Source organism: Enhydrobacter sp. (assembly GCA_025808875.1).
GTDB lineage: Bacteria > Pseudomonadota > Alphaproteobacteria > Reyranellales > Reyranellaceae > Reyranella.
On the sequence record CP075528.1, the window covers coordinates 1,793,748 to 1,815,965 of the forward strand.

General features: G+C 67.5%; 25 protein-coding genes. 17 read left to right on the forward strand and 8 right to left on the reverse strand.

Annotated elements, in window-relative coordinates; genetic code table 11:
• Nucleotides 1–402 carry a PIN domain nuclease gene (locus KIT25_09015; GenBank protein UYN97051.1) on the reverse strand — a complete coding sequence of 134 codons (402 nt, stop codon included), beginning with the start codon at nucleotides 400–402 and terminating at the stop codon, nucleotides 1–3.
• Nucleotides 399–602 (reverse strand): type II toxin-antitoxin system VapB family antitoxin, encoded by a 204-nt coding sequence (locus KIT25_09020; GenBank protein ID UYN97052.1) that lies wholly within the window; start codon nucleotides 600–602, stop codon nucleotides 399–401. Before KIT25_09020 ends, KIT25_09015 begins: the two co-directional genes overlap by 4 nt.
• 114 nt (nucleotides 603–716) lie before the next feature.
• Here KIT25_09020 and KIT25_09025 point away from each other — a divergent pair, with 114 nt between their 5' ends.
• Complete coding sequence (locus tag KIT25_09025) at nucleotides 717–1,631, forward strand: MBL fold metallo-hydrolase (protein ID UYN97053.1); 915 nt, start codon at nucleotides 717–719, stop codon at nucleotides 1,629–1,631.
• Between the two features lie 20 nt (nucleotides 1,632–1,651).
• Here the strand turns inward: KIT25_09025 and KIT25_09030 are convergent, their stop codons facing one another.
• Complete coding sequence (locus KIT25_09030) at nucleotides 1,652–2,443, reverse strand: enoyl-CoA hydratase/isomerase family protein (GenBank protein UYN97054.1); 792 nt, start codon at nucleotides 2,441–2,443, stop codon at nucleotides 1,652–1,654.
• Between the two features lie 341 nt (nucleotides 2,444–2,784).
• Between KIT25_09030 and KIT25_09035 the strand changes: the two genes are divergently transcribed.
• The 5 genes from KIT25_09035 to KIT25_09055 all read left to right on the forward strand — a co-directional run bounded on the left by KIT25_09035 (nucleotide 2,785) and on the right by KIT25_09055 (nucleotide 7,603).
• Entirely contained in the window at nucleotides 2,785–3,723 is a 939-nt protein-coding gene (locus tag KIT25_09035; GenBank protein ID UYN97055.1) for an OmpA family protein, read from the forward strand.
• A gap of 160 nt (nucleotides 3,724–3,883) precedes the next feature.
• Nucleotides 3,884–4,543 carry a DUF1013 domain-containing protein gene (locus tag KIT25_09040; GenBank protein ID UYN97056.1) on the forward strand — a complete coding sequence of 220 codons (660 nt, stop codon included), beginning with the start codon at nucleotides 3,884–3,886 and terminating at the stop codon, nucleotides 4,541–4,543.
• Nucleotides 4,544–4,654: 111 nt separating this feature from the next.
• Nucleotides 4,655–5,674, forward strand: a complete 1,020-nt coding sequence (locus KIT25_09045) for a TRAP transporter substrate-binding protein (GenBank protein UYN97057.1) — start codon at nucleotides 4,655–4,657, stop codon at nucleotides 5,672–5,674.
• 82 nt (nucleotides 5,675–5,756) lie between these two features.
• Nucleotides 5,757–6,338: a TRAP transporter small permease gene (locus KIT25_09050; GenBank protein UYN97058.1), complete on the forward strand. Its 582-nt coding sequence runs from the start codon at nucleotides 5,757–5,759 to the stop codon at nucleotides 6,336–6,338.
• The gene (locus KIT25_09055) at nucleotides 6,335–7,603 is read left to right on the forward strand and encodes a TRAP transporter large permease subunit (protein ID UYN97059.1); all 1,269 of its coding nucleotides are present in this window, start codon (nucleotides 6,335–6,337) and stop codon (nucleotides 7,601–7,603) included. Before KIT25_09050 ends, KIT25_09055 begins: the two co-directional genes overlap by 4 nt.
• Nucleotides 7,604–7,634: 31 nt before the next feature.
• Here KIT25_09055 and KIT25_09060 read toward each other — a convergent pair whose 3' ends face one another.
• Nucleotides 7,635–8,627, reverse strand: a complete 993-nt coding sequence (locus KIT25_09060) for an NAD(P)H-quinone oxidoreductase (protein UYN97060.1) — start codon at nucleotides 8,625–8,627, stop codon at nucleotides 7,635–7,637.
• Nucleotides 8,628–8,694: 67 nt separating this feature from the next.
• Here KIT25_09060 and KIT25_09065 point away from each other — a divergent pair, with 67 nt between their 5' ends.
• The 8 genes from KIT25_09065 to KIT25_09100 are packed head-to-tail and all read left to right on the forward strand — an operon-like array spanning nucleotide 8,695 to nucleotide 14,937.
• Complete coding sequence (locus KIT25_09065) at nucleotides 8,695–8,883, forward strand: DUF1192 domain-containing protein (GenBank protein ID UYN97061.1); 189 nt, start codon at nucleotides 8,695–8,697, stop codon at nucleotides 8,881–8,883.
• Between the two features lie 6 nt (nucleotides 8,884–8,889).
• Nucleotides 8,890–9,675, forward strand: coding sequence for a 3-hydroxybutyrate dehydrogenase (locus tag KIT25_09070; GenBank protein ID UYN97062.1), 786 nt, complete (start codon nucleotides 8,890–8,892; stop codon nucleotides 9,673–9,675).
• A gap of 19 nt (nucleotides 9,676–9,694) precedes the next feature.
• Entirely contained in the window at nucleotides 9,695–10,990 is a 1,296-nt protein-coding gene (locus tag KIT25_09075; protein UYN97063.1) for an O-acetylhomoserine aminocarboxypropyltransferase, read from the forward strand.
• Between the two features lie 2 nt (nucleotides 10,991–10,992).
• Nucleotides 10,993–11,781 carry an alpha/beta hydrolase gene (locus KIT25_09080; GenBank protein ID UYN97064.1) on the forward strand — a complete coding sequence of 263 codons (789 nt, stop codon included), beginning with the start codon at nucleotides 10,993–10,995 and terminating at the stop codon, nucleotides 11,779–11,781.
• Nucleotides 11,774–12,511, forward strand: coding sequence for an SDR family oxidoreductase (locus tag KIT25_09085; GenBank protein UYN97065.1), 738 nt, complete (start codon nucleotides 11,774–11,776; stop codon nucleotides 12,509–12,511). The genes KIT25_09080 and KIT25_09085 overlap by 8 nt, the downstream gene beginning before the upstream one ends.
• 27 nt (nucleotides 12,512–12,538) lie before the next feature.
• A complete protein-coding gene (locus KIT25_09090; GenBank protein ID UYN97066.1) occupies nucleotides 12,539–13,366 on the forward strand; it encodes a DUF169 domain-containing protein in 828 nt (275 codons plus the stop codon).
• Nucleotides 13,367–13,369: 3 nt separating this feature from the next.
• Nucleotides 13,370–13,852, forward strand: a complete 483-nt coding sequence (locus tag KIT25_09095; protein UYN97067.1) for a 2'-5' RNA ligase family protein — start codon at nucleotides 13,370–13,372, stop codon at nucleotides 13,850–13,852.
• The gene (locus KIT25_09100; GenBank protein ID UYN97068.1) at nucleotides 13,849–14,937 is read left to right on the forward strand and encodes a hypothetical protein; all 1,089 of its coding nucleotides are present in this window, start codon (nucleotides 13,849–13,851) and stop codon (nucleotides 14,935–14,937) included. Before KIT25_09095 ends, KIT25_09100 begins: the two co-directional genes overlap by 4 nt.
• Here KIT25_09100 and sppA read toward each other — a convergent pair whose 3' ends face one another.
• Genes sppA through fabI form a run of 4 tightly spaced genes read right to left on the reverse strand, consistent with a single transcriptional unit; the run spans nucleotide 14,938 to nucleotide 19,153 of the window.
• The gene (gene sppA / locus KIT25_09105) at nucleotides 14,938–16,683 is read right to left on the reverse strand and encodes a signal peptide peptidase SppA (GenBank protein ID UYN97069.1); all 1,746 of its coding nucleotides are present in this window, start codon (nucleotides 16,681–16,683) and stop codon (nucleotides 14,938–14,940) included.
• Between the two features lie 14 nt (nucleotides 16,684–16,697).
• A complete protein-coding gene (locus tag KIT25_09110) occupies nucleotides 16,698–17,243 on the reverse strand; it encodes a hypothetical protein (protein UYN97070.1) in 546 nt (181 codons plus the stop codon).
• Nucleotides 17,236–18,306, reverse strand: coding sequence for a chorismate synthase (gene aroC, locus KIT25_09115; protein UYN97071.1), 1,071 nt, complete (start codon nucleotides 18,304–18,306; stop codon nucleotides 17,236–17,238). Before aroC ends, KIT25_09110 begins: the two co-directional genes overlap by 8 nt.
• A gap of 10 nt (nucleotides 18,307–18,316) precedes the next feature.
• Nucleotides 18,317–19,153 carry an enoyl-ACP reductase FabI gene (gene fabI, locus KIT25_09120; protein ID UYN97072.1) on the reverse strand — a complete coding sequence of 279 codons (837 nt, stop codon included), beginning with the start codon at nucleotides 19,151–19,153 and terminating at the stop codon, nucleotides 18,317–18,319.
• Nucleotides 19,154–19,232: 79 nt separating this feature from the next.
• Here fabI and pdxH point away from each other — a divergent pair, with 79 nt between their 5' ends.
• The 3 genes from pdxH to KIT25_09135 are packed head-to-tail and all read left to right on the forward strand — an operon-like array spanning nucleotide 19,233 to nucleotide 22,202.
• Nucleotides 19,233–19,826, forward strand: a complete 594-nt coding sequence (gene pdxH, locus KIT25_09125; GenBank protein UYN97073.1) for a pyridoxamine 5'-phosphate oxidase — start codon at nucleotides 19,233–19,235, stop codon at nucleotides 19,824–19,826.
• Nucleotides 19,827–19,833: 7 nt separating this feature from the next.
• Entirely contained in the window at nucleotides 19,834–20,742 is a 909-nt protein-coding gene (locus KIT25_09130) for a cation diffusion facilitator family transporter (protein ID UYN97074.1), read from the forward strand.
• Complete coding sequence (locus tag KIT25_09135) at nucleotides 20,739–22,202, forward strand: AAA family ATPase (GenBank protein ID UYN97075.1); 1,464 nt, start codon at nucleotides 20,739–20,741, stop codon at nucleotides 22,200–22,202. The genes KIT25_09130 and KIT25_09135 overlap by 4 nt, the downstream gene beginning before the upstream one ends.
• The last annotated feature ends 16 nt before the right edge of the window (nucleotides 22,203–22,218 follow it).

The following is a 22,218-nucleotide window of genomic DNA, read 5'->3' on the forward strand; positions in this document are numbered from 1 at the left end:
TCAGACCGCCAGCGGCGTCTCAACCAGTCCGAGATGTCGAGCCATCGGCCGGAAATCCGCATCATTGTGCAGGAGTGCCGTCTGGTTCTCGATGCACCACGTTCCGATCAAGAGATCGATGGTCTTTCGCACGGTGATGCCGAGTCGTCGTAGCGTGCGGAAGTTGTGCGCGGCCACGACGGCAATCCCTTCTCCGGCCATTGGCACGATCTGGAAACGGCGCAGCAGGGTCGCGACCTCTCGGGCCTGTCGCTCGTCGCGCAAGCCTTGCAGGACCTCGCAGAGCATCAGGTCTCCGACGATGATCTCCTCGACGCCGAGAGCGGCATTCAGATGTCTGACGTGGGGTGCGTCGCGGCCGTTCAGAAAGTCAATCCATACGCTGGTGTCGACGACTGTCATTCCATGCCTCGGCCTTCTCGGCTGCGTGCGAGGTTGCCGCGCCAGCGGTACTTGCCGAAAGCCGATCGGACTTCCTGCTGCCGACGCAATCGGACCATCAGACGGAGAGCCTCCTCCACGGTCTGCTTCTTGGTCGCGATGCCGGAGACTTTTTGAGCCTCCGCCATGAGCTTGTCGTCGATGTCAATGTTGGTGCGCATTCGGTTGCCTTGATGTGTATATTTGAGTCACAATATACACATTCCGCCGAGCGTACGCCACCACTGGAGACGGCCTACCGGGCCATGCAAACTGCCCTCAACCAGGAGGAACGCATGCAAGACCGCAGGATCGGCGACGTGCGCGTCACGCGCATCGAGGAGCAGATGGGGCCGGGCTTCCCGGCCAAGGATTTCTTCCCCGAGTTCGAGGCCGAGACCTTCGCCGCTGAGCAGGGCTGGCTGGCGCCGAGCTACTACCAGCCGGAGAGCGGGCGGCTGATGACCTCGATCCATTCGTGGCTGGTGCGCACCGACAAGTACACGATCCTGGTCGATTCCTGCAGCGGCAACCACAAGCCGCGTCCCGGCATGCCGCGCTTCGACATGCTGGACACGAAGTATCTCGACCGGCTGCGCGAAGCGGGCGCGCAGCCCGAGCAGATCGACTTCGTGATGTGCACGCACCTGCACGTCGATCACGTCGGCTGGAACACGCGGCTCGAGAACGGCAAGTGGGTGCCGACCTTCCCCAACGCCAGGTACGTGATGTCGCGCACCGACCACGATCACTGGGCGGCCGTCGCCAAGCGACCCGATTCGGTTCCCTACGAGGTCAACACCTACAACGATTCGGTGCTGCCGATCGTCGAGGCGAAGAAAGCCGAGTTCGTGTCGGGCGACCACGGCATGTGCGGCTGCCTGACGCTCAAGCCCGCGCCCGGCCACACGCCGGGCCAGATCCGCGTCGATCTCGAGTCGCGCGGCAAGCGCGCCATCTTCTCGGGCGACGCGCTGCACAATCCGGTGCAGGTCCCGCTATGGAAATGGAACAGCCGCTTCTGCGAGGACCGCGACCGGGCGCGCCAGACGCGGCAGAAGCTGCTGTCCGATTGCGTCGAGCAGGGCGCGCTGCTCATGCCGGCGCACTTCGCGCCGCCGCACGCCGCCTACATCAAGGAGGCCAGGTCCGGGGCAGGGGCCGACCGCTTCGTTCTCGACTGGGACTTCGACAACGCGCGTGGACGCTGAGCGCTCAGGCGCCCGGCGCTCTACCGCCCCTTCCAGTTCGGCTTGCGCTTCTCGGCGAACGCCTTCGGTCCTTCGACCGTGTCCTCGCTCCTCGTCATGGCGACGAACGCGGGATAGTGGAGGTTGTGCATCGCCACCTCGAGAGCCGGCGCGTCGAGCGAGCGCATGACCACTTGCTTGGTGGCGCGCACCGACATCGGCGAGCAGGCGAGGATGTCGTCGGCCCACCGGCGCGCCTCCTTCATCAGGTCGGCGTGCGGCACGACCGCCGTGACGAAGCCGAGCTCGAAGCCTTCCTTCGCCGAGACATGGCGGCCGGTGAGCATCATGCCCATCGCCTTCTTGAGCGGGATCATGCGCGACAGGCGCTGCATGCCGCCGGCGCCGGCGGCGAGACCGACTCTCGGCTCGGGCAGCGCGAAGGTCGCATTGTCCGAGGCGATGATGATGTCGGACGCCAGCGCGATCTCGAAGCCGCCGCCCATCGCCACTCCGTTCACTGCGGCGATCACGGGCTTGTCGAGATCGTGGCGGTTGGTGAGGCCGCCGAAGCCCTTGAGCGGATGGATCGGCCGCTTGCCGGTCTTGGCCTGGATCTCGGCGTGGTACTTGAGATCGTTGCCGGCACAGAAGGCCTTGTCGCCGGCGCCGGTGATGATGGCGACCCACAGGTCGGGGTTGGCGTGGAACTCGTCGAAAGCCGCCACCAGCTCTTCGTTCGCCATGGGATGGCAGGCGTTATAGACCTCGGGCCGGTTGATCGTGACGATCATCAGGCGGCCGTCGATCTCGACTTTGCTGTACTGGCCCATGGTGCTTCGTCCCCTTTTTCGAATGTCGTGAACGGCGGTTTATCGCAGCGGCGGGCCTGCGGCTACGACCGCGGCCGGAAAGCCGCAGTGCGAGGTGCAAATCGCCACCGCGGGACGTCTGGTGAATCGTTCGCCGGACACAAGATGTAGATTCGGGCGATGGACGCAAAACGGCCCATAAGCTATGCAAATCAGCACTGTTGCCGGTCGGCCACAGGGGCTTGTCGAAAAGCCCCGGCTCCTTGCACCTCACCAATGGTGGTGTGTATATTCGGCGCGGAGTTGGTGATACCCAGCCCCGCCAACGCTCGTCTGTCTGTTAATAACGAGGGGAAGAACTCATGAAGAAGGCTTTGATGGCCGCCGCTGCGATTGTCGCGCTGCCGGTCATGGCCCAGGCGCAAACGCCGTCGTCTGGCTTCTATGTCGGTGCGCAAGGCGGTCTGAACTGGCTGCTGAACACCACCATCCTCGGCACCGGCGTCACGCCGCAGACCGGATGGACTGCGGGTGGTGTGATCGGCTACGACTTCGTCGGCCCCCGCGTCGAGCTCGAAGGTCAGTATCGCGAGAACCAGCACAACGGCGGTTTCACCGGCCGTGCCATCGCCAACAAGGTCGGCCAGCTCAGCGTGATGGCCAACCTGCTGTATGACTTCGCGCCGGGCTCCGTCATCACTCCCTACGTCGGCGCTGGTGCCGGCGTCGCCTTCGTCGACGGCGACTCATCGCTCGGCAGCACCCAGTTCGCCTATCAGGGCATTCTCGGTCTCGGCTGGAACGTCGACACCAACTTCCGCGTCAACCTCGACGGCCGCTACTACGGCACGAGCAACCCGAGTGTCGGCGGCACCACCTGGAGTAACAACAACTTCAGCGTGATGCTCGGCCTCCAGCTCAAGTTCGGCGCCCCGGCGGCCGCGCCGCCGCCGCCGCCGCCAGCCCCGGCCGCTCCGTCGTTCATGGTGTTCTTCGATTGGGACCGCTCGAACCTCTCGCAGCAGGCCCTGAACACGATCAAGCAGGCGGCCAACGCCTACAAGACCAAGGGCAACGCCCGCATCACGGCGACCGGCCACACCGACAAGTCGGGCCCCGAGGCCTACAATATGGCGCTGTCGCTGCGTCGCGCCAATGCCGTCAAGGATGCGCTGGTGCGTGACGGCGTGCCGGCCACGGCCATCTCGGTCATCGGCCGCGGCGAGAGCCAACCGCTGGTACAGACCGCCGACGGCGTGCGTGAACCGCAGAACCGCCGCGTCGAGATCGTCATCCAGTAAGACGCTTTCGAAGCCCAATGCTTCGCGGGACGGCCGGGGCAACCCGGCCGTTTCCTTTTTGGGCCGAATATCAAGGGGTTGGATGTTTTCGCGCCGATCCGCTTTTCGGGTTGGCGGGGCCCGAAGCCGCCTCTATATCCGGTCGCAGGAGAGTGAATTCATGTCGCAAGTGCTGATGCCCAAGGCGACCGCCGTTTGGCTGGTCGAGAACACGACCCTGACGTTCGATCAGATCTCGGCCTTTGCCGGCCTGCATCCGCTCGAGATTCAGGCGATCGCCGACGGCGAGGTCGCGGGCGGCATGACCGGGCTCGATCCGACGGTCAGCGGCCAGCTCACCAAGGAAGAGATCAAGCGCTGCGAGGCCGATCCCAACGCCCGCCTCAAGCTGAGCAAGCGCGACGTGCCGCTGCCCGCCGCTCGCTCCAAGGGCCCGCGCTATACGCCGGTCGCCAAGCGCCAGGACCGGCCCGACGCGATCGCCTGGCTGCTCAAGGTCCATCCCGAACTGCAGGACAGCCAGGTCGCCAAGCTGGTCGGCTCGACCAAGAGCACCGTCCAGTCGGTCCGCGACCGCAGCCACTGGAACATGCAGAACGTGCGGCCGCGCGATCCCGTGACGCTCGGCCTGTGTACGCTCAAGGATCTCAATGACGCGGTCGATCGCGCCCGGCGCAAGGCGGCACGCGAGGACGCCGCGCGCAAGAAGGCGGCACGGAAGGCCGGCGAGCCGGAAGCCGAGGTGGCGTCCGAGGAGCCGACGGCGGTCGATCCGGCGGAGGCCGATCAACCCGACGTCGGAGAGCCGACGCAAAACTGACGCGCCCGCCAACTTCCTTCTCGCCATCGGCCGCGAACATCGGCAGACTGCAATCGGCGAAACGGCGCCATGAGCGTGCCGCGCCGAAGGGACAGAGGAGGGAACGGGTACATGATCCGACTGACTGGAGCGCTCGTTGCCGCGAGTGCGGCACTGACGATGGCGCTGGCAGGCTCGGCCCTGGCGCAGGGCAAGCCCGTCGAGTTCCGCTACACCACGGGCGCCCCGCCCAATACGCCCTGGGTGATGCAGCTCGACCGCTTCGTCAAGGACGTGAACGAGGAGAGCAAGGGGGCGATCAAGATAAATCCCTTCATCAACGCCCAGCTCGGCAACGAGCAGGATACGATGCAGCAAACGGCGCGCGGGCGCATCGACATGGGCGGCTTCTCGGTCGCCGCGGCGGCGGCGCTGGTGCCCGAACTCTCGTTGACCAGCCTGCCCTTCTACTTCAGCAGCAGCCGCCAGCAGGACTGCGTCTACGATCAGGCCCTGATCCCCTACACGACCAACGCCCTCGCGCAGAAGGGCGTGGTATTCCTCGGCTGGACGCATGTCGGCTCGGGCAACATCGTCGGCAAGAAGCCGTTCAAGTCGCCGGCCGACGTCAAGGGCCTGAAGGCGCGCTCGGCGCCCACCAAGACCGCGGCCGCCTTCTGGGTCGCCCTCGGCGCCAATCCCAATCCGCTCGGCATCACCGAGTGGGCATCGGCACACCAGACCGGGCTGGTCGACGTGTCCGACGCACCGGTCACGTTCTATGTGCCGTCCGGCCTCGGCAAGGTGGCGCCGGTCTACACTCGCACCAATCACGTCGATTCGGGCGGCATCGTCGTGATGTCCAAGGCGGTCTACGACAAGCTCACCGCCGAGCAGCGCAACGCCCTGCAAGCCGCCGTGAGCAAGCGGACGGCCGCGCAGCTGCGCGCCGAGATTCGCGGCTTCGAGGAGAAGATCCTCGAGTTGCATCTCAAGAACGGCGGCCAGATCGTCGCCCTCACCCCCGAGGAGCGGGCGCAGTGGCAGAAGGTGCTCGAGCCGGCATGGCCGCAGATGGTCAAGTCGGTGGGCGGAGACGCCGAGAACTTCTTCAAGCTGATGGAAGACGCCAAGAAGAAGTGCGGCGTCTGATCGCCGCGCGCATACCGCAAGCAACAGTCGCCGGCGCACTCACCCTGCGCCGGCGTCGCATCTTCCGTCTCCCGCTTCCTCGATGACAGATACCCATTCCGCCGGCGCGCCGGTGCCGTCGCAGCCTCCTGCCTGGATTCCCCGCGTTCTCGCCATCTGGCATCGCATCGAATGCTGGGTGGCTGTCGTGTGCTTCTCGTTCATCGCCCTCATCATGATCGTCGACGTCTTCGGCCGTGAGGTACTCGGACCCACGCTGGCCGCGCTCGGCATCGACATCGGTCCGACCGGCATCTTCGCCGCGGGACGCTTCGCGATGATCGCGCTGATCGTCGGCAGCTTCATGGGTGTGGGCATCGCGACGGCGACTGGCAGCCATCTGGTGCCGCGCGTCGCCCATTCGTGGGTGCCAGCGGCCTGGAGTCCGGCACTCGACCGGATCGCCGATGTCGTCACCGGCACGTTCCTGCTGGGTTTCGTCTGGTTCGGTGTCGTCTTCGTGATCTCGACCGCCCAGACCCAGCTGCGCATGCCGGTGCTGGACTGGCTCGTCTGGCCGCTTCAGTCGGCCATTCCACTCGGCTTCCTGTCGGCGGCGCTGCGCTATTTCGTCTACGCCGCCTGGCCCGCGGTGCGCCCTCGACCACCGGAGTTCCAGGAATGACCGGCGTTCTGCTCGCCGGCCTGATCGTCCTGCTGCTGGTCCTGCGCCAGCCACTGGTCGTCATCCTGCTCGGCGTGGCCGCCTACATCCACATGGTGTGGGGGCGCGGCCAGCTCGACTACATCGTCGAGGACATGTGGGTCGGCATCGACAAGGAGCTGATCCTGTCGATCCCGCTTTTCATCCTGTGCGGCAATGTCATGACGCGCGGCTCGATCGCCCAGCGTCTGGTGGCCATGCTGCAGGCGATCACGCGGCCGTTGCCGGGTGGATTGGCCGTCGCCTGCGTTCTGTCGTGCGCGGTCTTCGCCGCCATCTCGGGTTCTTCGATCGTCACGATGCTGGCGGTCGGCTCGGTCCTCTACCCGGCGATGCGCAAGGCTGGTTACGCCAACACCTTCACCTTGGGCGCCATCATGTCGGGCGGCACGCTCGGCATCATCATCCCGCCGTCGATCCCGATGATCATCTACGGTCTGATCACCGAGACCTCGATCGTCGACCTGTTCCTCGCAGGCTTCGGCCCCGGCGCCCTGCTCGTCACCATACTGTCGGTCTATGCCCTGTGGGTGAACCGGCACCGGCCGCGCGAATCGTTCGATTTCGGCGAATTCAAGAGCTCGTTCAGCCGCGGCATCTGGGCGGCGTTGATGCCGATCATTCTGTTGGGCGGCATCTACAGTGGCTGGTTCACGGCGACCGAGGCCGCCGCGGTGGCGCTGGGCTATGCCATGGTGATCGAGATCTTCGTTCACAAGGAACTGAAGCTGCGCGACTTCTACCTCGTCGTGCTCGATGCCTCCAAGCTCGGCGGCTCGCTGTTCCCCGTGCTCGCCGTCGCGCTCAGCCTCAACATCATCATGATCGAGCATCGCATCCCGCAGGACATGGTTGCGTTCATGCAGGGCTACGTCGACAGTCCGCTCGTCTTCATCCTGCTGATCAACGTGCTGCTGCTGATCGTCGGCTGCCTGATGACGACGGGCGAGGCGATCCTGGTGCTGGCGCCGCTGCTTGCGCCGGTCGCCGCCGCCTATGGCTACGACAAGGTGCTGTTCGGCGTCATCATGATCCTCAACCTGGAGATCGGCTATCTGACACCGCCGGTGGGCATCAACCTCATCGTCGCCATGGGTGCCTTCAAGCAGAAGTTCGGCGTGCTGTGCCGGGCGGCACTTCCCTTCATCCTGCTGATGATGATGGGGCTGGGCCTCGTCATCTGGCAGCCCTGGATTGCGATGTACCCCGTCACCGGGAAGTTCTGATCCGGCGTCGGCGCCCAACGCCGATCGCGTGTCACATCGTCAGCATGATCTTGCCGACATGGTCGGCGCGCTCCAGTTCGGCGTGCGCCGCGGCGGCCTGCGGCAGCGGGAAGGTCTTGAAGATGACCGGCCTGATCGAACCCTTCTCGAGCAGCGGCCACACCTTCCCGGCCAGTCCGCGCGCCATGCGGCCCTTGCTCTCGACGCTTTGCGGCCGCAGGGTCGAGCCGGTGATCGTCAGCCGGTTGACCATGACCGCGCCGGCGTTCAGCTCGGCCTTGGCGCCGCCCTGCAGGGCGATGATGACCAGCCGTCCGTCGAGCCGCAGCAGTTGCAGGTTCCTGGGGATGTAGTCGCCAGCGACCATGTCGAGCACGACGTCGACGCCGCCCGACAGCTTCTTCACCTCGGCGGCCCAGTCGTTGTCCTTGTATATCACGGCATGGTCGGCGCCGAGTGCGGTGACGGCGGCCGCCTTCTCGGCCGTTCGCACTGTCGTGAAGACCCTGGCGCCGAAGGCCTTGGCTAGCTGGATCGCCGTCGTGCCGATGCCGCTTGCGCCGCCATGGATCAACGCCGACTCGCCTGCCTTGAGTTGGCCGCGCTCGAAGAGATTGTGCCAGACCGTGAAGTAGGTCTCCGGCACGGCCGCGGCGTGCACCATGTCGAAGCCCTTGGGCGGCGGCAGGCATTGCGGCGCGGGCACGGTGCAATACTCGGCATAGGCGCCGCCCGGAGTCAGGGCGCAAACCGGATCGCCGATCTTCCAGCCGGTGACGCCGCTGCCCATCGCGGCGACGGTGCCGGCGGCCTCGAGGCCCGGCAGATCCGAGGCGCCCGGCGGCGGCGGATAGAGTCCCGCGCGCTGCGCGATGTCGGGCCTGTTGACGCCAGCCGCCGCCACCTTGATCAGGAGCTCCCCCGGCTTGGCCCGCGGTACCGGCCGCGTCGCCGGCACCAGCGCCTCGGGACCGCCCGGAATCCTGATCTCGACGCAGGTCATGGTGGCGGGAAGCGCGCTCATCGGTCGGCCTTTCGAAGCGTGGGAAGCGATGCTACGTCTCACTTAGCCGCTTCCGTGGAGCCGTGCCATGGCCTTCGATCTGGACGATCTCGACCCGCGACAGAAGAAGACTGCGCCCCGCAATCTCGATGCCATGAACATCGAGGATCTTCGGGACTATGCCGCCGTGCTGAAGGCCGAACTCGAGCGCGTCGAGGCCAAGATCACGGCCAAGCAGAGCCATGTCGCGGCGGCCGCGTCCCTCTTCAAGAAGTGAGTCTCCATGTCGCTCAAGGGTAAAGTCGCACTGGTCACCGGATCGACCAGCGGTATCGGTCTCGCCGTCGCCCAGGCCTTCGCGGCCGAAGGGTGCAACCTCATGCTGAACGGCTTCGGCGACGCGGCCGCCATCGAGCGGCTGCGTCTCGGCATGGAAAAGGACTGCGGGGTGAAGGTCGCCTACAACGGCGCCGACATGAGCAAGCCCGCACAGATTGCCGATCTGGTGGCGAAGACCCAGTCGGCGTTCGGCAGCCTCGACATCCTGGTCAACAATGCCGGCATCCAGTTCGTGGCGCCGATCGAGAGCTTTCCGCCCGAGAAGTGGGATGCCATCATCGCCGTCAATCTCAGCGCCACCTTCCACGCCATTCGCGCCGCTTTGCCGGCGATGAAGCAGAGGAAGTGGGGCCGCATCATCAACGTCGCCAGCACGCATGGCCTGGTCGCCTCGGCGCACAAGGTTGCGTATGTCGCGGCCAAGCACGGCATCGTCGGCCTCACCAAGGTGGTCGGCATGGAGTGCGCCGATTCGGGCATCACCTGCAACGCGATCTGCCCGGGCTGGGTGTTGACGCCACTGGTGCGGGCGCAGATCGAGGCGCGGGCGAAGGAGCAGGGCATTTCGGTCGAACAGGCGAGCCGCAACCTGCTGGCCGAGAAGCAGCCTCAACTCCAGTTCACCAAGCCGGAGCAGATCGCGGGCCTCGCCGTGTTCCTCGCCTCCGACACCGCCTCCAACATGCAAGGCACACAGATCGTGTCCGACGGCGGCTGGACCGCCCAATAGGAGAGCCCCGGGGAAGCCAATGGTCGATGCAAAATTCCTCAAGCCTGACACGTTGGCGCTGCATGCAGGCCAGCATCCCGATCCCGTCACCGGTGCGCGTGCCGTGCCGATCTACCAGACGACGTCCTTCGTCTTCCGCGACGTCGACCATGCCGCGAGTCTCTTCAACCTCGAGGTCGGCGGCCACATCTACAGCCGCATCTCGAATCCAACCGTCGCGGTGTTCGAGGAGCGCGTCGCGGCGCTGGAAGAGGGATCGAGCGCGCTGGGCGTGTCGAGCGGCCAGGCGGCACTGCACATTGCCATTGCCACCTTGATGGGGCACGGTGGGCACATCGTCGCCTCGACGTCGCTCTATGGCGGCACGCGCAACATGCTGGCCTTGACCCTGCCGCGCTTCGGCATCGAGACCACTTTCGTGCATCCGCGCGACCATGACGGGTTTCGCAAGGCCATTACGCCGACGACCCGGCTGGTGCTGGGCGAGACCGTCGGCAACCCGGGTGGCGAGATACTCGACATCCCGGCAATCGCCGAGATCGCTCATGCGGCGAAAGTGCCGCTGATGATCGACAACACCTTCGCCTCGCCGGTGCTGTGCCGGCCGCTGACGCTCGGCGCCGACATCGTGTTCCACTCGGCCACCAAGTTTATCGGCGGCCATGGCGTGGCGATCGGCGGCGTAATCGTCGAGAGCGGCCGCTTCGACTGGGAGGCGTCGGGCAAGTTCCCGACCCTCACCGAGCCCTATGCCGGCTATCACGGCATCGACTATGCGGAGGAGTTCGGTCCGCACGCCTTCATCATGCGTGCCCGCACCGAAGGGGTGCGCGACTTCGGCTGCTGCATGGCGCCGCAGACGGCGTTCTATTTGCTGCAGGGACTGGAGACGCTGCCCTTGCGCATGGCGCGCCACGTCGAGAATGTGCGCAAGGTCATCGCCTTCCTTGAGGGCAATCCGGCGGTCGAGCGCATCGCCTCGCCGGAGCTGGCCGATCACCCCGATCATGCGCTGGCAAAGAAGCTGCTGCCCAAGGGCACCGGTTCGATCTTCAGCTTCGACATCAAGGGCGGACGCGAGGCGGGCCGCCGCTTCATCGAGCGGCTGAAGCTCTTCTCGCATCTCGCCAATGTCGGCGATGCCAAGTCGCTGGTCATCCATCCCGCCTCGACCACGCACGCCCAGCTCGACGCCGAGGCGTTGAAGGCAGCCGGTATCGGCGAGGGCATGATCCGCCTTTCGGTCGGCCTGGAGGATCCCGAGGATCTCCTCGACGACCTCGGCCAGGCACTGCGCGCATCCCAGAAGGGTTGACCATGAGACTCTCCGTCGACGGCCGCGCCGTCTTCGCCACGACGGGCGGCGCGCATTTCGACCCGGCCCGGCCCGCCGTCGTCTTCCTGCATGGCGCCGGCTTCGATCGCACGACGTGGCGCCTGCAGACGCGCTGGTTCGCTCATCACGGCCGGTCGGTGCTGGCCGTCGATTTCCCGGGGCATGGCTGGTCGGAAGGCGAGGCGCTGACCTCGATCGCCGCCCTCGCCGACTGGACGGCGCGCCTCATCGCGGCGACCGGCCTCGGGCAGGCGGCACTGGTCGGCCATTCCATGGGCGCGCTGGTCGCGCTCGACTGCGCTGCGCGCCATCCCGACAGGGTGCGGGCGCTCGGCCTGTGCGGCGTGGCATCGGAAATGTCGGTCCATCCCGAGATGCTGGCATCGGCCAAGGCGAACACACCGAAGGTCCAGGAGTTGATGACCTTCTGGGGCATCGGCAACGCGCTGCACAAGGGCGGCATGCTCTCGCCCGGCCTCTGGCTCCGGCGCGAATCCCTGGCGGTGCTTTCGGCCCGCAAGCCCGGCGTGATCCACACCGACCTCGTCGCCTGCAACATCTACAAGGATGCGCCGGTACGGGCCGCGGCCGTGAAGTGTCCGACCGTGCTGGTGCTGGGCGACGGCGATCTGATGACACCCGCCTCCAAGGCCAAGCCGCTGGCGGCAGCGATCGCCGGCAGCAAGACCGTCGTGATCCCGCAGTGCGGCCACTTCATGATGGTCGAGCGACCGGACGAGACGCTCGAGGCGCTGCAGAGCTGTGTCTGAGCGCGTCGCCCTCGTCACCGGCTCGACCTCGGGCATCGGGGCCGCGACGGCGCGTCGCCTCGCGCGCGATGGCTATCGCGTGGCCTTGCATGGACGGCGTCCCGAATCGGAGGTGAAGGCGTTGCTCGGCGAATTGAATGGCGCGACCTATCATCCGGTCGATCTCGGCGCTGTCGAGCGCGTCGGCACGCTGGTTGAGCAGGTGCTCGCGTGCCATGGTCGGCTCGACGTGCTGGTCAACAACGCTGGCGAGGCGGCACGCTTCCCGCACGCCGATCTCAAGGCCGCGACGCCGATGGTCTGGCATCGCATGATGGACGTCAACCTCGTCTCGCCCTTCATGCTGATCGCCGCCGCTGAGGAGGCCTTGCGCCGGTCAGCGGCGGCGGGCCGACCGGCCTGCGTCGTCAATATCGGCAGCCATGCCGGCGAGCGGCCCAAGGGCTCGTCGATCCCCTACGCCGCTGCGAAGGCGGGTTTGCATCATACGACGCGCCTGCTGGCGCACGTGCTCGGACCCGACATCCGGGTCAATTGCGTCGCGCCGGGACTGGTCGATACGCCGATGGCCATCGGTTACGACACCGCCTTCGAGCTCTGGAACACGAGATCGCCGATGCGCCGGCCTGCGAAACCCGAGGACATCGCCGATCTTGTGGCAGCGCTGTGCGCCAGCGACTACGTTACCGGCGAGATCGTGATCGCCGACGGGGGACTCAACCTCACCTGAGGCCAAGACGACAGACGGAGGATGGCCATGAACGTGCAGACCCTGCGACCTGGCTACAAGGTGGCGCCGTGGAGCCCACCCGAGAAGATCGACGGCAAGATGCTGGCCGAGGCGAGTGTGAAGCTGATCGACCTGCTGCGCATCCGCACCCAGCCGATTGGCATGAAACTGTTCGAGAGCCCGGCCGACATGGAGAAGATCCAGGGCGTACGCAAGCCGACCGAGGGCTTCAAGTTCACCATGTGCCAGATGGTGACGCAGTCGCGCTGGTATGGCTTCACGCTCGGCATCACGGTCGACAACACGCGCGGCGGCAATTGCGGCGGCGTGGTCGGCCTCAACCATCCGGGCGAGGGCTTCCTGTCGGGCGACCACATGAACGGCGTGTGGTTCGGCAACAAGGAGGCGTCGGCGGCGCACCAGGCGCAGATGCCGCGCGTGCCGGATGGCACGTACAACGGACTGGTCGTGTCGCCGCTGCGCAGTGCGCGGCTCGATCCTCCCGACATCTGCCTGTTCTACGGCACGCCCGGCCAGATGATCTATTTCATCAACGGCCTGCAGTTCCATCGCTACCGCCGCTACGACTTCACCGTGACCGGCGAGAGCGCCTGCGCCGATTCGTGGGGCAGGGCGCTCGCCACGCGCCAAACCTCGCTGTCGCTGCCGTGCTACGCCGAGCGGCGCTATGGCGGCGTGGCCGACGACGAGTTGCTGATGGCCTGCCCGCCGGACGAGTTCCTGCGCGCCGTCGAGGGCATGGGCCATCTCGGCAAGAACGGCCTGCGCTATCCGTTTCCGCCCTACGGCGCCGCGATGGATCCCGCCTTCGGCATGGCCAAGAGCTACGGCTAGTCCGTGCTCTATGTCGTCGCCTGGCCTGTCTTGAGCGAGGCCGACGATACGGCGTTGCGGCGGCTGCGGACGCAGTACCATCCAGAGGAAGCGGAGCTGATCGGTCCGCATTTCACGGTGGGGTTTGGCGTGCCCGACGAGCACGAGGCGGCGCTGCGGGCGGCGCTGGCCGGCGTGACGCAACGGCCCTTCTGGTTCGTGCTCGACCGCATCGTGCGTGACGACAACCATCTGTTCGCCGAGCCGGCGGACGGCGGCGCGGAACTCACCGAGCTGTACGACCTGTTGAACCTGGCACCGTGGCCCGCGTCGTTCCGGCCGCACATCACGCTCGGCCTGTTCGCTCGGCCGGCCGAAGCCGAGCAGGTGGCGCGCATTGTCGAACGCCAACACCTGCCTATGCATGGCCGCGTCGAGGAGCTTGCCCTGCTGCGGCGCGACGGCGAGCGGCTGGACACTCTCGCCGTCCGGCGGCTGGACGGATGATGCGGCCGTTTCTCGTGCTTGGAGTGGCGATCATCGCGCTGTTCGCCCTTGGCCAGCCGGTCGCCTGGGTGGAAGCCGCACTCGTCGTGTGGGACGTCGCGGCCGGCGGCCGGCCGACCTGGTGGCAGGAGGTGACTCCGGCGCCAACGATGGGCGAGAAGAAGTGGCCCGATGGCGAGGGCGACCTCTACATGCCGGATGGCGACGTGAGGGCGGCGCTGGTGCTGGTTCCTGGCGCGGCGGTGCTGGGGCGCGACGAACCGCGGCTGCAGTCTCTGGCGCGCACGCTCGCGCGTGCAGGCTTCCTGGTCCTCGTGCCAGAGTTGCCGGAGGTTCGACGTCTCGCCCTGTCGCGGCTCGATGCCGAGCGAGTCGCGTCTGCAGTCCGCGAGCTGCGCAAGGGTTGGCCCGACTTGCCCATCGGTATCGCCGCCGTGTCCTATGCCGTCGCCCCGGCGATGATCGCCGCTCTCGAAACCCAGCCCGACTACGTGCTCGGCATAGGCGGCTACCGAGACGCGGAGGCGGCGATCCGCTTCGTCACGACGGGCGCCTTCCGGGTGATGGGCGACAGCCGCGAGCATCGCGTCGTGCCCGGCGCCTACGGGCGGTGGGCATTCCTGCTGGCCAATGCCGGGCGCCTCGACAGTCCAGCCGACGCGGTCCTGCTCGAGGAGATCGCCCGGCTGCGCTTCGGCAATCCGCGGGCCGACATCGGCCAGTTCGCACATGCGCTCGGCCCGCAGGGGCGGGCGGTGCTGGCGCTGATCGAGAACGACGACCCCGACGCCGTCGGCCGGCTGATCGAGGCCCTGCCGGTGAAGGTGAAGCGCGAAATCGATGGTCTCAACCTCGCCCTCTACGACCTGTCGAAGCTCGCGGGCCGCCTCATCCTGGTGCACGGCAAGGGTGACCGGCTGGTGCCCTATAGCGAGAGCCAGGCGCTCGCCGCTGCCGTTCCCAACGCCGAAGTGTCGCTATTCCTGGTCGATGGTCTCGGCCATGTCGACTTCAACGCCGTCACCGTCGCCAACGGCTGGACGATGTGGCGCGCTGCGCTCGCACTGCTCGACGAGCGGCGATAGTCAGCGCCAGAGCGGCGGCAGCGGCGGCAGGCGCACGTCGCCCGGATGGGTCGGAACGCCGAGCCGCGCCAGCGCCTCGCGCATCTCGGGCGGCATGCGAAGCTCCGTCCGCGTCGACACCATGCCGAGCAGGCGATCGGCCAGCCGTTCCCAGCGGTTGCTTTCGGCGGGATAGCGGCGCAGCTGGACCGGCTTGACCTCGTCGATGCCGGCCTTGGCCTTGGCGATCGCGACCGCGAGCGGCAGGCCGCCGAGTTCGTCGACCAGGCCGGCGCGCTTGGCGTCGATGCCGCTGAAGACGCGGCCGCGGGCGGCGGCGTCGAGGCGCGCGCCGTCGAGGCCGCGCGCCTCGCCGACCTGGCGCGTGAAGTCGGCGTAGATGCGGTCGAGCTCGCGGTCGATCGCCGCCTTCTGCGCCGGCGTCGGCGGGCGGAATACCGACAGCATGCCGGCATTGGCGCCGGCGCTCACCTTCTCCGCCTGGATGCCGAGCGAACGCAGCAGCTCGGCCGCCACCGGCCACATGGTGAAGACGCCGATCGAGCCGGTGATGGTGGTCGGCTGGGCGACGATGGCGTCGGCGCGCACCGACGCCAGGTAGCCGCCGGAGGCCGCGATGTCGCCCATCGAGACCACGATCGGCTTGCCGGTCGAGCGGGCGCGCGCGACGGCCTCGGCGATGGCGTCGGCGGCGGGATAGGTGCCGCCGGGCGAGTCGACGCGCAGCACGATGGCGCGCACGTCGGACGCGCGCGACGCCTCGTCGAGCGCATCGACGACCTTGTCGGCGGTGGCGAGCGATTCGTCGCCCAGCGGGTCGCTCTCGCCTGATCCCGACACGATGGCGCCGCTGGCCCGCACCAGGGCGATCACCTCGCCCGACGGCCGCGGCCGCGCGTCGTCTGCGGCGTAGTCCTCCAGGCGCACCGGATCGCGCCGGTCGCCGGCCCTCCTGCGGACCTCGGCGAGGGCGTCGGCGCGGTAGCCGAGCTTGTCGACGAGGCGTTCCGCGAGCGCGCGCCGGGAGTCGTAAGGCACGCCGTCGATCAGGCCGCGCAGCCACTCGGCCGGAATCTCGCGCTCCCGGGCCACCTGATCGATGAACTGGCCGTAGAGGCTGTCGAGCAGCTGCTGCAGGTTCTCGCGCGCCGGACGGCTGAAGCCCGCCTCGGTGAACATCTCGGGGGCGCTCTTGTATTCGTAGCGCTTGCCGCCCTCGACCTGCACGCCCAGCCGATCGAGCGCACCCTTGAGGAACGGGGCCTCCACGGCGATGCCGGCGACGCTGAAACCGCCGCTCGGCTGCAGCCAGATCTGTTCGAGCGACGCGGCGAGGTAATAGTCAGCGAAATGGCTGGCGTCGCCGCCTAGCGACTCGGCGAAGCCGACGGCGAACTTGCCCTTGCCGCGAAAGCGCGTGATCGCCTGGCGTAGCTCTTGCACGCGCGCGAGGCCGGCGTCGCTGTCGCCGATCTCGACGAACAGGCCGGCGACGCGCGGGTCGTCGGCGGCCCGGTCGAGCAAGTCGATCGTGTCAGCGATGTCGAGCGACGGCTGCAGCAGGCCGAGCCAGCCCGCCGAGCCCGCCTCGGGCGGCAGCTTACGCAGGTCGAGCGACAGGACGATCGGCGAGGGCAGGGTCTTGGCGCCGAACGGCCCCGACACCGCGAAATAGACCGCTGCGCCGACGAGGGCGAGCGCGAGGAAGCCGATGGTCGCAAGCAGGCCGACGATGAACCGCCACATGGCAGCGCTCCGCGCTAGGATTTCACGAGATTGGGGCGAAAGACGCGAACCGCCTCGAGCATCTCGGAGGCCGAGCTGTCGAGGGTGACGTCGCGCATCTGCACGCCGGTCGGCGCGCCGCGTACCGGGCGCATGGGGTCCTCGAAGTTCCACATCGCCAGCCTCAGGTCGGCGGCGACGTAGGCATCGGGCTCTATGCCGAACTGGAACAGGCGCTGCAGGCCGATGCGCCGCGTGCGCACCCACTGCACGTCCTGCCAGGCGATGGTGCGGTCGCGGCCGAAGCCGAGCGTGATGCCACGCCGGTCGATCACGAGCTGCGGCCGCCGGTCGAGCGCGCGCCGCAGGCCCATCGCGACGTAGTAGATCATGGCTGCGCCCAGCATGAACAGGAGGACGAAGCCGGGATCGTTCAGCGAGAGGCGCGGCATGTTCTGCAGATCGCTGAAGACATGGGCCAGCCCGAGGCCCAGCATGATCACCGCCACCGCAGCGATGCTGAGATTGTGCAGGCGGCTGAAGCGAACCTCGAAGGGGCGGTCGGGCGTCTTCCTAGCCACACTGCGCCCGATGACGGAGGAGGTGGTCGGCCAGCACGCAGGCCACCATCGCCTCGGCGACCGGCGTGGCGCGGATGCCGACGCAGGGATCGTGGCGGCCCTTGGTGCGCAATTCGACCTCCTTGCCGAAGCGATCGACGCTGCGCACCGGTGACAGGATCGAGCTGGTCGGCTTGACCACGAGTCGGCAGACGATGTCCTGCCCCGTCGAGATGCCGCCCAAGATGCCGCCGGCATGGTTGCTGAGGAAGACCGGCGCGCCGTCCTGCATGCGCATCTCGTCGGCATTCTCCTCGCCGCTCATGGCCGCGGTGGCGAAGCCGTCGCCGATCTCGACGCCCTTCACGGCGTTGATGCTCATCAGCGCCTTGGCGAGGTCGGCGTCGAGCTTGTCGTAGACCGGATCGCCGAGGCCGACTGGCACGCCCGAGGCCACGACCTCGATGACCGCGCCGCACGAGCTGCCGCGCTTGCGCACCTCGTCGAGATAGCCCTCCCAGCCCTGCGCTGCCTGGCGGTCGGGGCACCAGAAGGGATTGTCGCCGGTGGCGTCCCAATCCCACCTGGCGCGATCGATCCTCTGGCTGCCGAGCTGGACCACAGCACCGCGGATAGCGACCCGCTCGCCCAGCACCTTGCGGGCGATGGCGCCGGCGGCGACCCTCACCGCCGTCTCCCGCGCCGATTGCCGGCCGCCACCGCGATAGTCGCGCACGCCGTACTTCTTGAAGTAGGTGTAGTCGGCATGGGACGGGCGGAAGCGGTCCTTGATTTCCGAATAGTCGCGGCTGCGCTGGTCGACATTGTCGATGTGCAGAGCAATCGGCGTGCCCGTCGTCATGCCCTCGAACACGCCGGACAGGATCCTCACCGTGTCGGGTTCCTGGCGCTGGGTAACGAAACGCGATTGGCCGGGGCGGCGCTTTTCCATCCACACTTGGATGTCGGTCTCGGCGAGCGGGATGCGTGGCGGCGTACCGTCGACCACGCAGCCGATCGCCGGGCCGTGGCTTTCGCCCCAGCTCGTGAAACGGAAAAGTGTGCCGAAGCTGCTGCCGGCCATGGCCGGCTCCCTAGTCGATGTCGAATTTGCCGAGCAGCTCCGAGAGCTGCCTGGCGGACTTGGTCTTGATCATGCCGACGACGTGATAGCCGGCGTCGACATGCATGACCTCGCCGGTGACGCCGCTGCCGAGATCCGACAGCAGGTAGAGGCCGGCGTTGCCGACCTCTTCGGTGGAGACGTTGCGCTTGAGCGGCGCGTTGAGCTCGTTCCACTTCAGGATATAGTTGAAGTCGCCGATGCCCGACGCGGCCAGGGTCTTGATCGGCCCGGCCGAGATGGCGTTGACCCGGATGTTGTCGTCACCGAGGTCGGCCGCGAGATAGCGCACGCTCGCCTCCAGCGCAGCTTTGGCGACGCCCATGACGTTGTAGTGCGGCATGACGCGCTCGGCGCCGTAGTAGGTGAGCGTCAGCAGGCTGCCGCCGTTCTTCATCAGCGGCACGGCGCGCTGCGCCACTGCCGTGAAGGAGTAACAGCTGACGTTCATCGTCAGGGCGAAATTGTCAGGCGTGGTGTCGAGGTAGCGGCCCTTGAGCTGGTCCTTGTCGGAGAAGGCGATGGCATGCACCAGGAAGTCGAGGCCGCCCCAGCGCCTTCCAAGCTCGACAAAGGTCGCGTCGATGCTCGCGGCATCGGTCACGTCGCAGGGCAGGACGATGTCGCAGCCGATCTCCTGGGCCAGCGGCCGCACGCGTTTCTCCAGTGCCTCACCCTGAAAGGTGAAGGCGAGTTCGGCGCCATGGTCGTGGCAGGCCTTGGCGATCCCCCAGGCGATCGAACGGTGGTTGGCGACGCCCATCACCAAGCCTTTTTTTCCGGCCATCAACTTTGCAGCAGCGGTCATGCGCCGTTCTTAGCGGGGCCGGGCCGGAGGGACAAGATGCCGGTGGTGGACGGCCTGACGGCCCTGCATATTGTGGATCATGATACGCGCAAAAGACGACCCGCTGGCGCTTTTCGGCGAATGGTATGACGAGGCCCGGAAGAGCGAACCCGACGTGCCCGACGCCATGACCCTGGCCTCCGTGGGGTCGGACGGCACGCCCTCGGCGCGCATGGTGCTGCTCAAGGGCTACGACGCCGACGGATTCGTCTTCTACACCAACATCGAAAGCCGCAAGGGCCGGCAGCTCATGGACCATCCCAAGGCGGCGTTGCTGTTCCATTGGAAGTCGCTCAAGCGGCAGGTCCGGCTGGAAGGACCGGTCGCGCCGACCACCGCGCAGGAGGCCGACGACTATTTCGCCACTCGCCAGCGCGGCAGCCAGATCGGCGCCTGGGCGTCCGACCAGTCGCGGCCGCTGGAGAGCCGTTTCGCACTCGAAAGGCGCGTCGCCGAGTTCACCGCCCGCTATGCCATTGGCAGGGTGCCGCGGCCGTCGCACTGGTTGGGCTTCCGCGTGCAGCCGACCCTGATCGAGTTCTGGCAGGATGGCCTGTTCCGTCTGCACGATCGCCTCGAGTACCGGCGGGTTGGCCCCGGCGAACCGTGGTCGACGCGCACGCTCTATCCCTGAGGCCGGCATGAGCAACGATGCGGCACGGCTGATGCGGCTGGCCAGCGTGGCCTCGATGTCGGTCGCCGTCATCCTGATCGGCGCCAAGACGGCCGCATGGCTGGTCACCGAGTCGGTGAGCATGCTGTCCTCGCTGGTCGATTCGGGTCTCGATTTCGTCGCCTCGCTGGTGACCTTCATCGCCATCCGTCAGGCGTTGGTGCCGGCCGATGCCGACCATCGCTTCGGCCACGGCAAGGCGGAAGCGCTGGCTGGACTGGCGCAGGCCGGATTCATCGCCGCGTCCGGTAGCGGCCTGCTTCTCACGGTCGGCGACCGGCTGCTGCATCCGCACCGCATCCACCACGAGTTGGTGGGCGCGGCGGTGAGCGCGCTCGCCATCGTGCTGACGCTCGGCCTGGTCGCCTTCCAGAGCCATGTCGTGCGCCGGAGCGGCTCGATCGCCATCGGCGCCGACAGGGCGCACTATCTCACCGACGTCGTGAGCAACTTGGCCGTCGGCGCCGCGTTGGTCGTCTCCGGCCGCTTCGATCTCCCCGCGCTGGACGCCGGTGTGGCCGCCCTGGTCGCCCTCTATTTGCTGCATGGAGCGTGGCGGGTCGGGCGGGGTTCGCTCGACGTACTGATGGACCGAGAACTGCCCGACGCCGACCGCCTGCGGATCATCGACCTTTTGCACGCGCATCCGCAGGTGAGGGGCTTCCACGACCTGCGCACGCGCTCGTCGGGCCTGACGAAGTTCATCCAGCTCCACATCGAGCTCGACCCGGCACTGAGCTTCGTCGGCGCCCATGCGATCGGCGATTCGATCGAGGCCGAGATCGAAATGGCCTTCCCCGGCGCGGAGATCATTCTTCACGTCGATCCCCTCGGCGTCGACGAGCGCCGGACGCCTGACCCGGAGCGGGCGCCATGACCGATCGGCCGTCATTCGTCGTCGAGGATCAGTCGGCGACCATCGCGCATCTTGAGCGCACGCTCGGTCCGCATCGCCGCATCGACACCCATGGCGCCGTGGTCTTCCTGGCGGGCAACCGGGCCTACAAGATGAAGCGCGCGGTGAAGTTCCCCTACATGGATTTTTCCACGGTCGACCGCCGCCGGGCGATGTGCGAGGCCGAGATCGCGACCAACCGCGCGCTGGCGCCCGAGATCTACCTCGGCGTCGAGCCGGTCCGCATCGATGGTCGTACGGTCGACTGGCTGGTCGTCATGCGCCGCTTCGACGAGGAGGGCCTGTTCGATCGCCTGGCCGATCGACGCGCGCTCACGCCCGCGTTGATGGCCGCCCTCGCCGCGCGCGTCGCCGCGTTCCACGACGGCCTCGCGCCGATCCGCGACGGCTTCGGTCGGTCCGACGATTACCGCCAATCCGTCGCCGCCGACGTGCGCCAGATGCGCGAGCAGGGCGAGCGGCTCGATCCGCCAACCAGCGAGGCGCTGGCCGCGGCGATGCCGGCCTCCCTCGAGCCGCATCTCGATCTCGTCGCGCGCCGCGTCTTGGCGGGCGCAATTCGTCGCTGTCACGGCGACCTGCACCTGCGCAACATCGTGCTGATCGACGGCAAGCCCGTGCCGTTCGACGCCATCGAGTTCTCCGAGCGCATCGCCAACATCGATGTGCTCTACGATCTCGCCTTCGCGTTGATGGATCTCTGCCACCGCGACCTGCGCGCGCTCGCCAACCGGCTGTTGAACGAGTGGCTGTGGCGGGTGACCGACCTGCCGGAGGCACGGCACGACGAGGCGCTGGCACTGCTGCCGATGTTCCTCGCACGCCGGGCTTCGATCCGCGCCTATGTCGATTCCTCGATCACCGCGGTGAGCGGCGCGGAAAACGCACCGGCACGCGCCTACCAGCAGCTCGCGCTCGCATTCCTGCAGCCGGCGGCGCCGCGCCTGCTGGCGATCGGCGGTCTGTCGGGCAGCGGCAAGACCACCCAGGCCTTGAGGCGCGCGCCTGAGATCGGGCGCGCACCCGGCGCCGTCGTCGTGCGCTCGGACGTCGAGCGCAAGCGGTTGGCCGGCGTCGCGCTGGAAGAGCGCATGCCGGCCGGCAGCTACACGCCGGAGGGCTCGGCCCGGGTCTACGCCCGGCTCATGGAGCGCGCCGAACGGGCGCTAGGGGCAGGGCAGAGCGTCATCCTGGACGCGGTGTTCGCGAGGCCCGAGGAGCGCGCGGCCGTCGAGGCGGTGGCGCGGCTGGCCGGCGTGCCATTCGAAGGCGTCTGGCTCGATGTGCCCAAGGAGGTCGCTCAAACGCGAGTTGCCAACCGGACGAATGACGCCTCCGATGCGACCCCCGACGTCGTGGAACGGCAGTTCGGCTACGATCTGGGCGAGATCCGCTGGACGCGCGCCGGTCCGGCGTCCTGAAGGCACGCCGGCGCGG

Coding starts and splice junctions, on each gene's coding strand:
- KIT25_09015 (UYN97051.1), bottom strand. CDS start 402: ATGACAGTCGTCGACACCAGCGTATGGATTGACTTTCTGAACGGCCGC.
- KIT25_09020 (UYN97052.1), bottom strand. CDS start 602: ATGCGCACCAACATTGACATCGACGACAAGCTCATGGCGGAGGCTCAA.
- KIT25_09025 (UYN97053.1), top strand. CDS start 717: ATGCAAGACCGCAGGATCGGCGACGTGCGCGTCACGCGCATCGAGGAG.
- KIT25_09030 (UYN97054.1), bottom strand. CDS start 2,443: ATGGGCCAGTACAGCAAAGTCGAGATCGACGGCCGCCTGATGATCGTC.
- KIT25_09035 (UYN97055.1), top strand. CDS start 2,785: ATGAAGAAGGCTTTGATGGCCGCCGCTGCGATTGTCGCGCTGCCGGTC.
- KIT25_09040 (UYN97056.1), top strand. CDS start 3,884: ATGTCGCAAGTGCTGATGCCCAAGGCGACCGCCGTTTGGCTGGTCGAG.
- KIT25_09045 (UYN97057.1), top strand. CDS start 4,655: ATGATCCGACTGACTGGAGCGCTCGTTGCCGCGAGTGCGGCACTGACG.
- KIT25_09050 (UYN97058.1), top strand. CDS start 5,757: ATGACAGATACCCATTCCGCCGGCGCGCCGGTGCCGTCGCAGCCTCCT.
- KIT25_09055 (UYN97059.1), top strand. CDS start 6,335: ATGACCGGCGTTCTGCTCGCCGGCCTGATCGTCCTGCTGCTGGTCCTG.
- KIT25_09060 (UYN97060.1), bottom strand. CDS start 8,627: ATGAGCGCGCTTCCCGCCACCATGACCTGCGTCGAGATCAGGATTCCG.
- KIT25_09065 (UYN97061.1), top strand. CDS start 8,695: ATGGCCTTCGATCTGGACGATCTCGACCCGCGACAGAAGAAGACTGCG.
- KIT25_09070 (UYN97062.1), top strand. CDS start 8,890: ATGTCGCTCAAGGGTAAAGTCGCACTGGTCACCGGATCGACCAGCGGT.
- KIT25_09075 (UYN97063.1), top strand. CDS start 9,695: ATGGTCGATGCAAAATTCCTCAAGCCTGACACGTTGGCGCTGCATGCA.
- KIT25_09080 (UYN97064.1), top strand. CDS start 10,993: ATGAGACTCTCCGTCGACGGCCGCGCCGTCTTCGCCACGACGGGCGGC.
- KIT25_09090 (UYN97066.1), top strand. CDS start 12,539: ATGAACGTGCAGACCCTGCGACCTGGCTACAAGGTGGCGCCGTGGAGC.
- KIT25_09100 (UYN97068.1), top strand. CDS start 13,849: ATGATGCGGCCGTTTCTCGTGCTTGGAGTGGCGATCATCGCGCTGTTC.
- sppA (UYN97069.1), bottom strand. CDS start 16,683: ATGTGGCGGTTCATCGTCGGCCTGCTTGCGACCATCGGCTTCCTCGCG.
- aroC (UYN97071.1), bottom strand. CDS start 18,306: ATGGCCGGCAGCAGCTTCGGCACACTTTTCCGTTTCACGAGCTGGGGC.
- fabI (UYN97072.1), bottom strand. CDS start 19,153: ATGACCGCTGCTGCAAAGTTGATGGCCGGAAAAAAAGGCTTGGTGATG.
- pdxH (UYN97073.1), top strand. CDS start 19,233: ATGATACGCGCAAAAGACGACCCGCTGGCGCTTTTCGGCGAATGGTAT.
- KIT25_09130 (UYN97074.1), top strand. CDS start 19,834: ATGAGCAACGATGCGGCACGGCTGATGCGGCTGGCCAGCGTGGCCTCG.
- KIT25_09135 (UYN97075.1), top strand. CDS start 20,739: ATGACCGATCGGCCGTCATTCGTCGTCGAGGATCAGTCGGCGACCATC.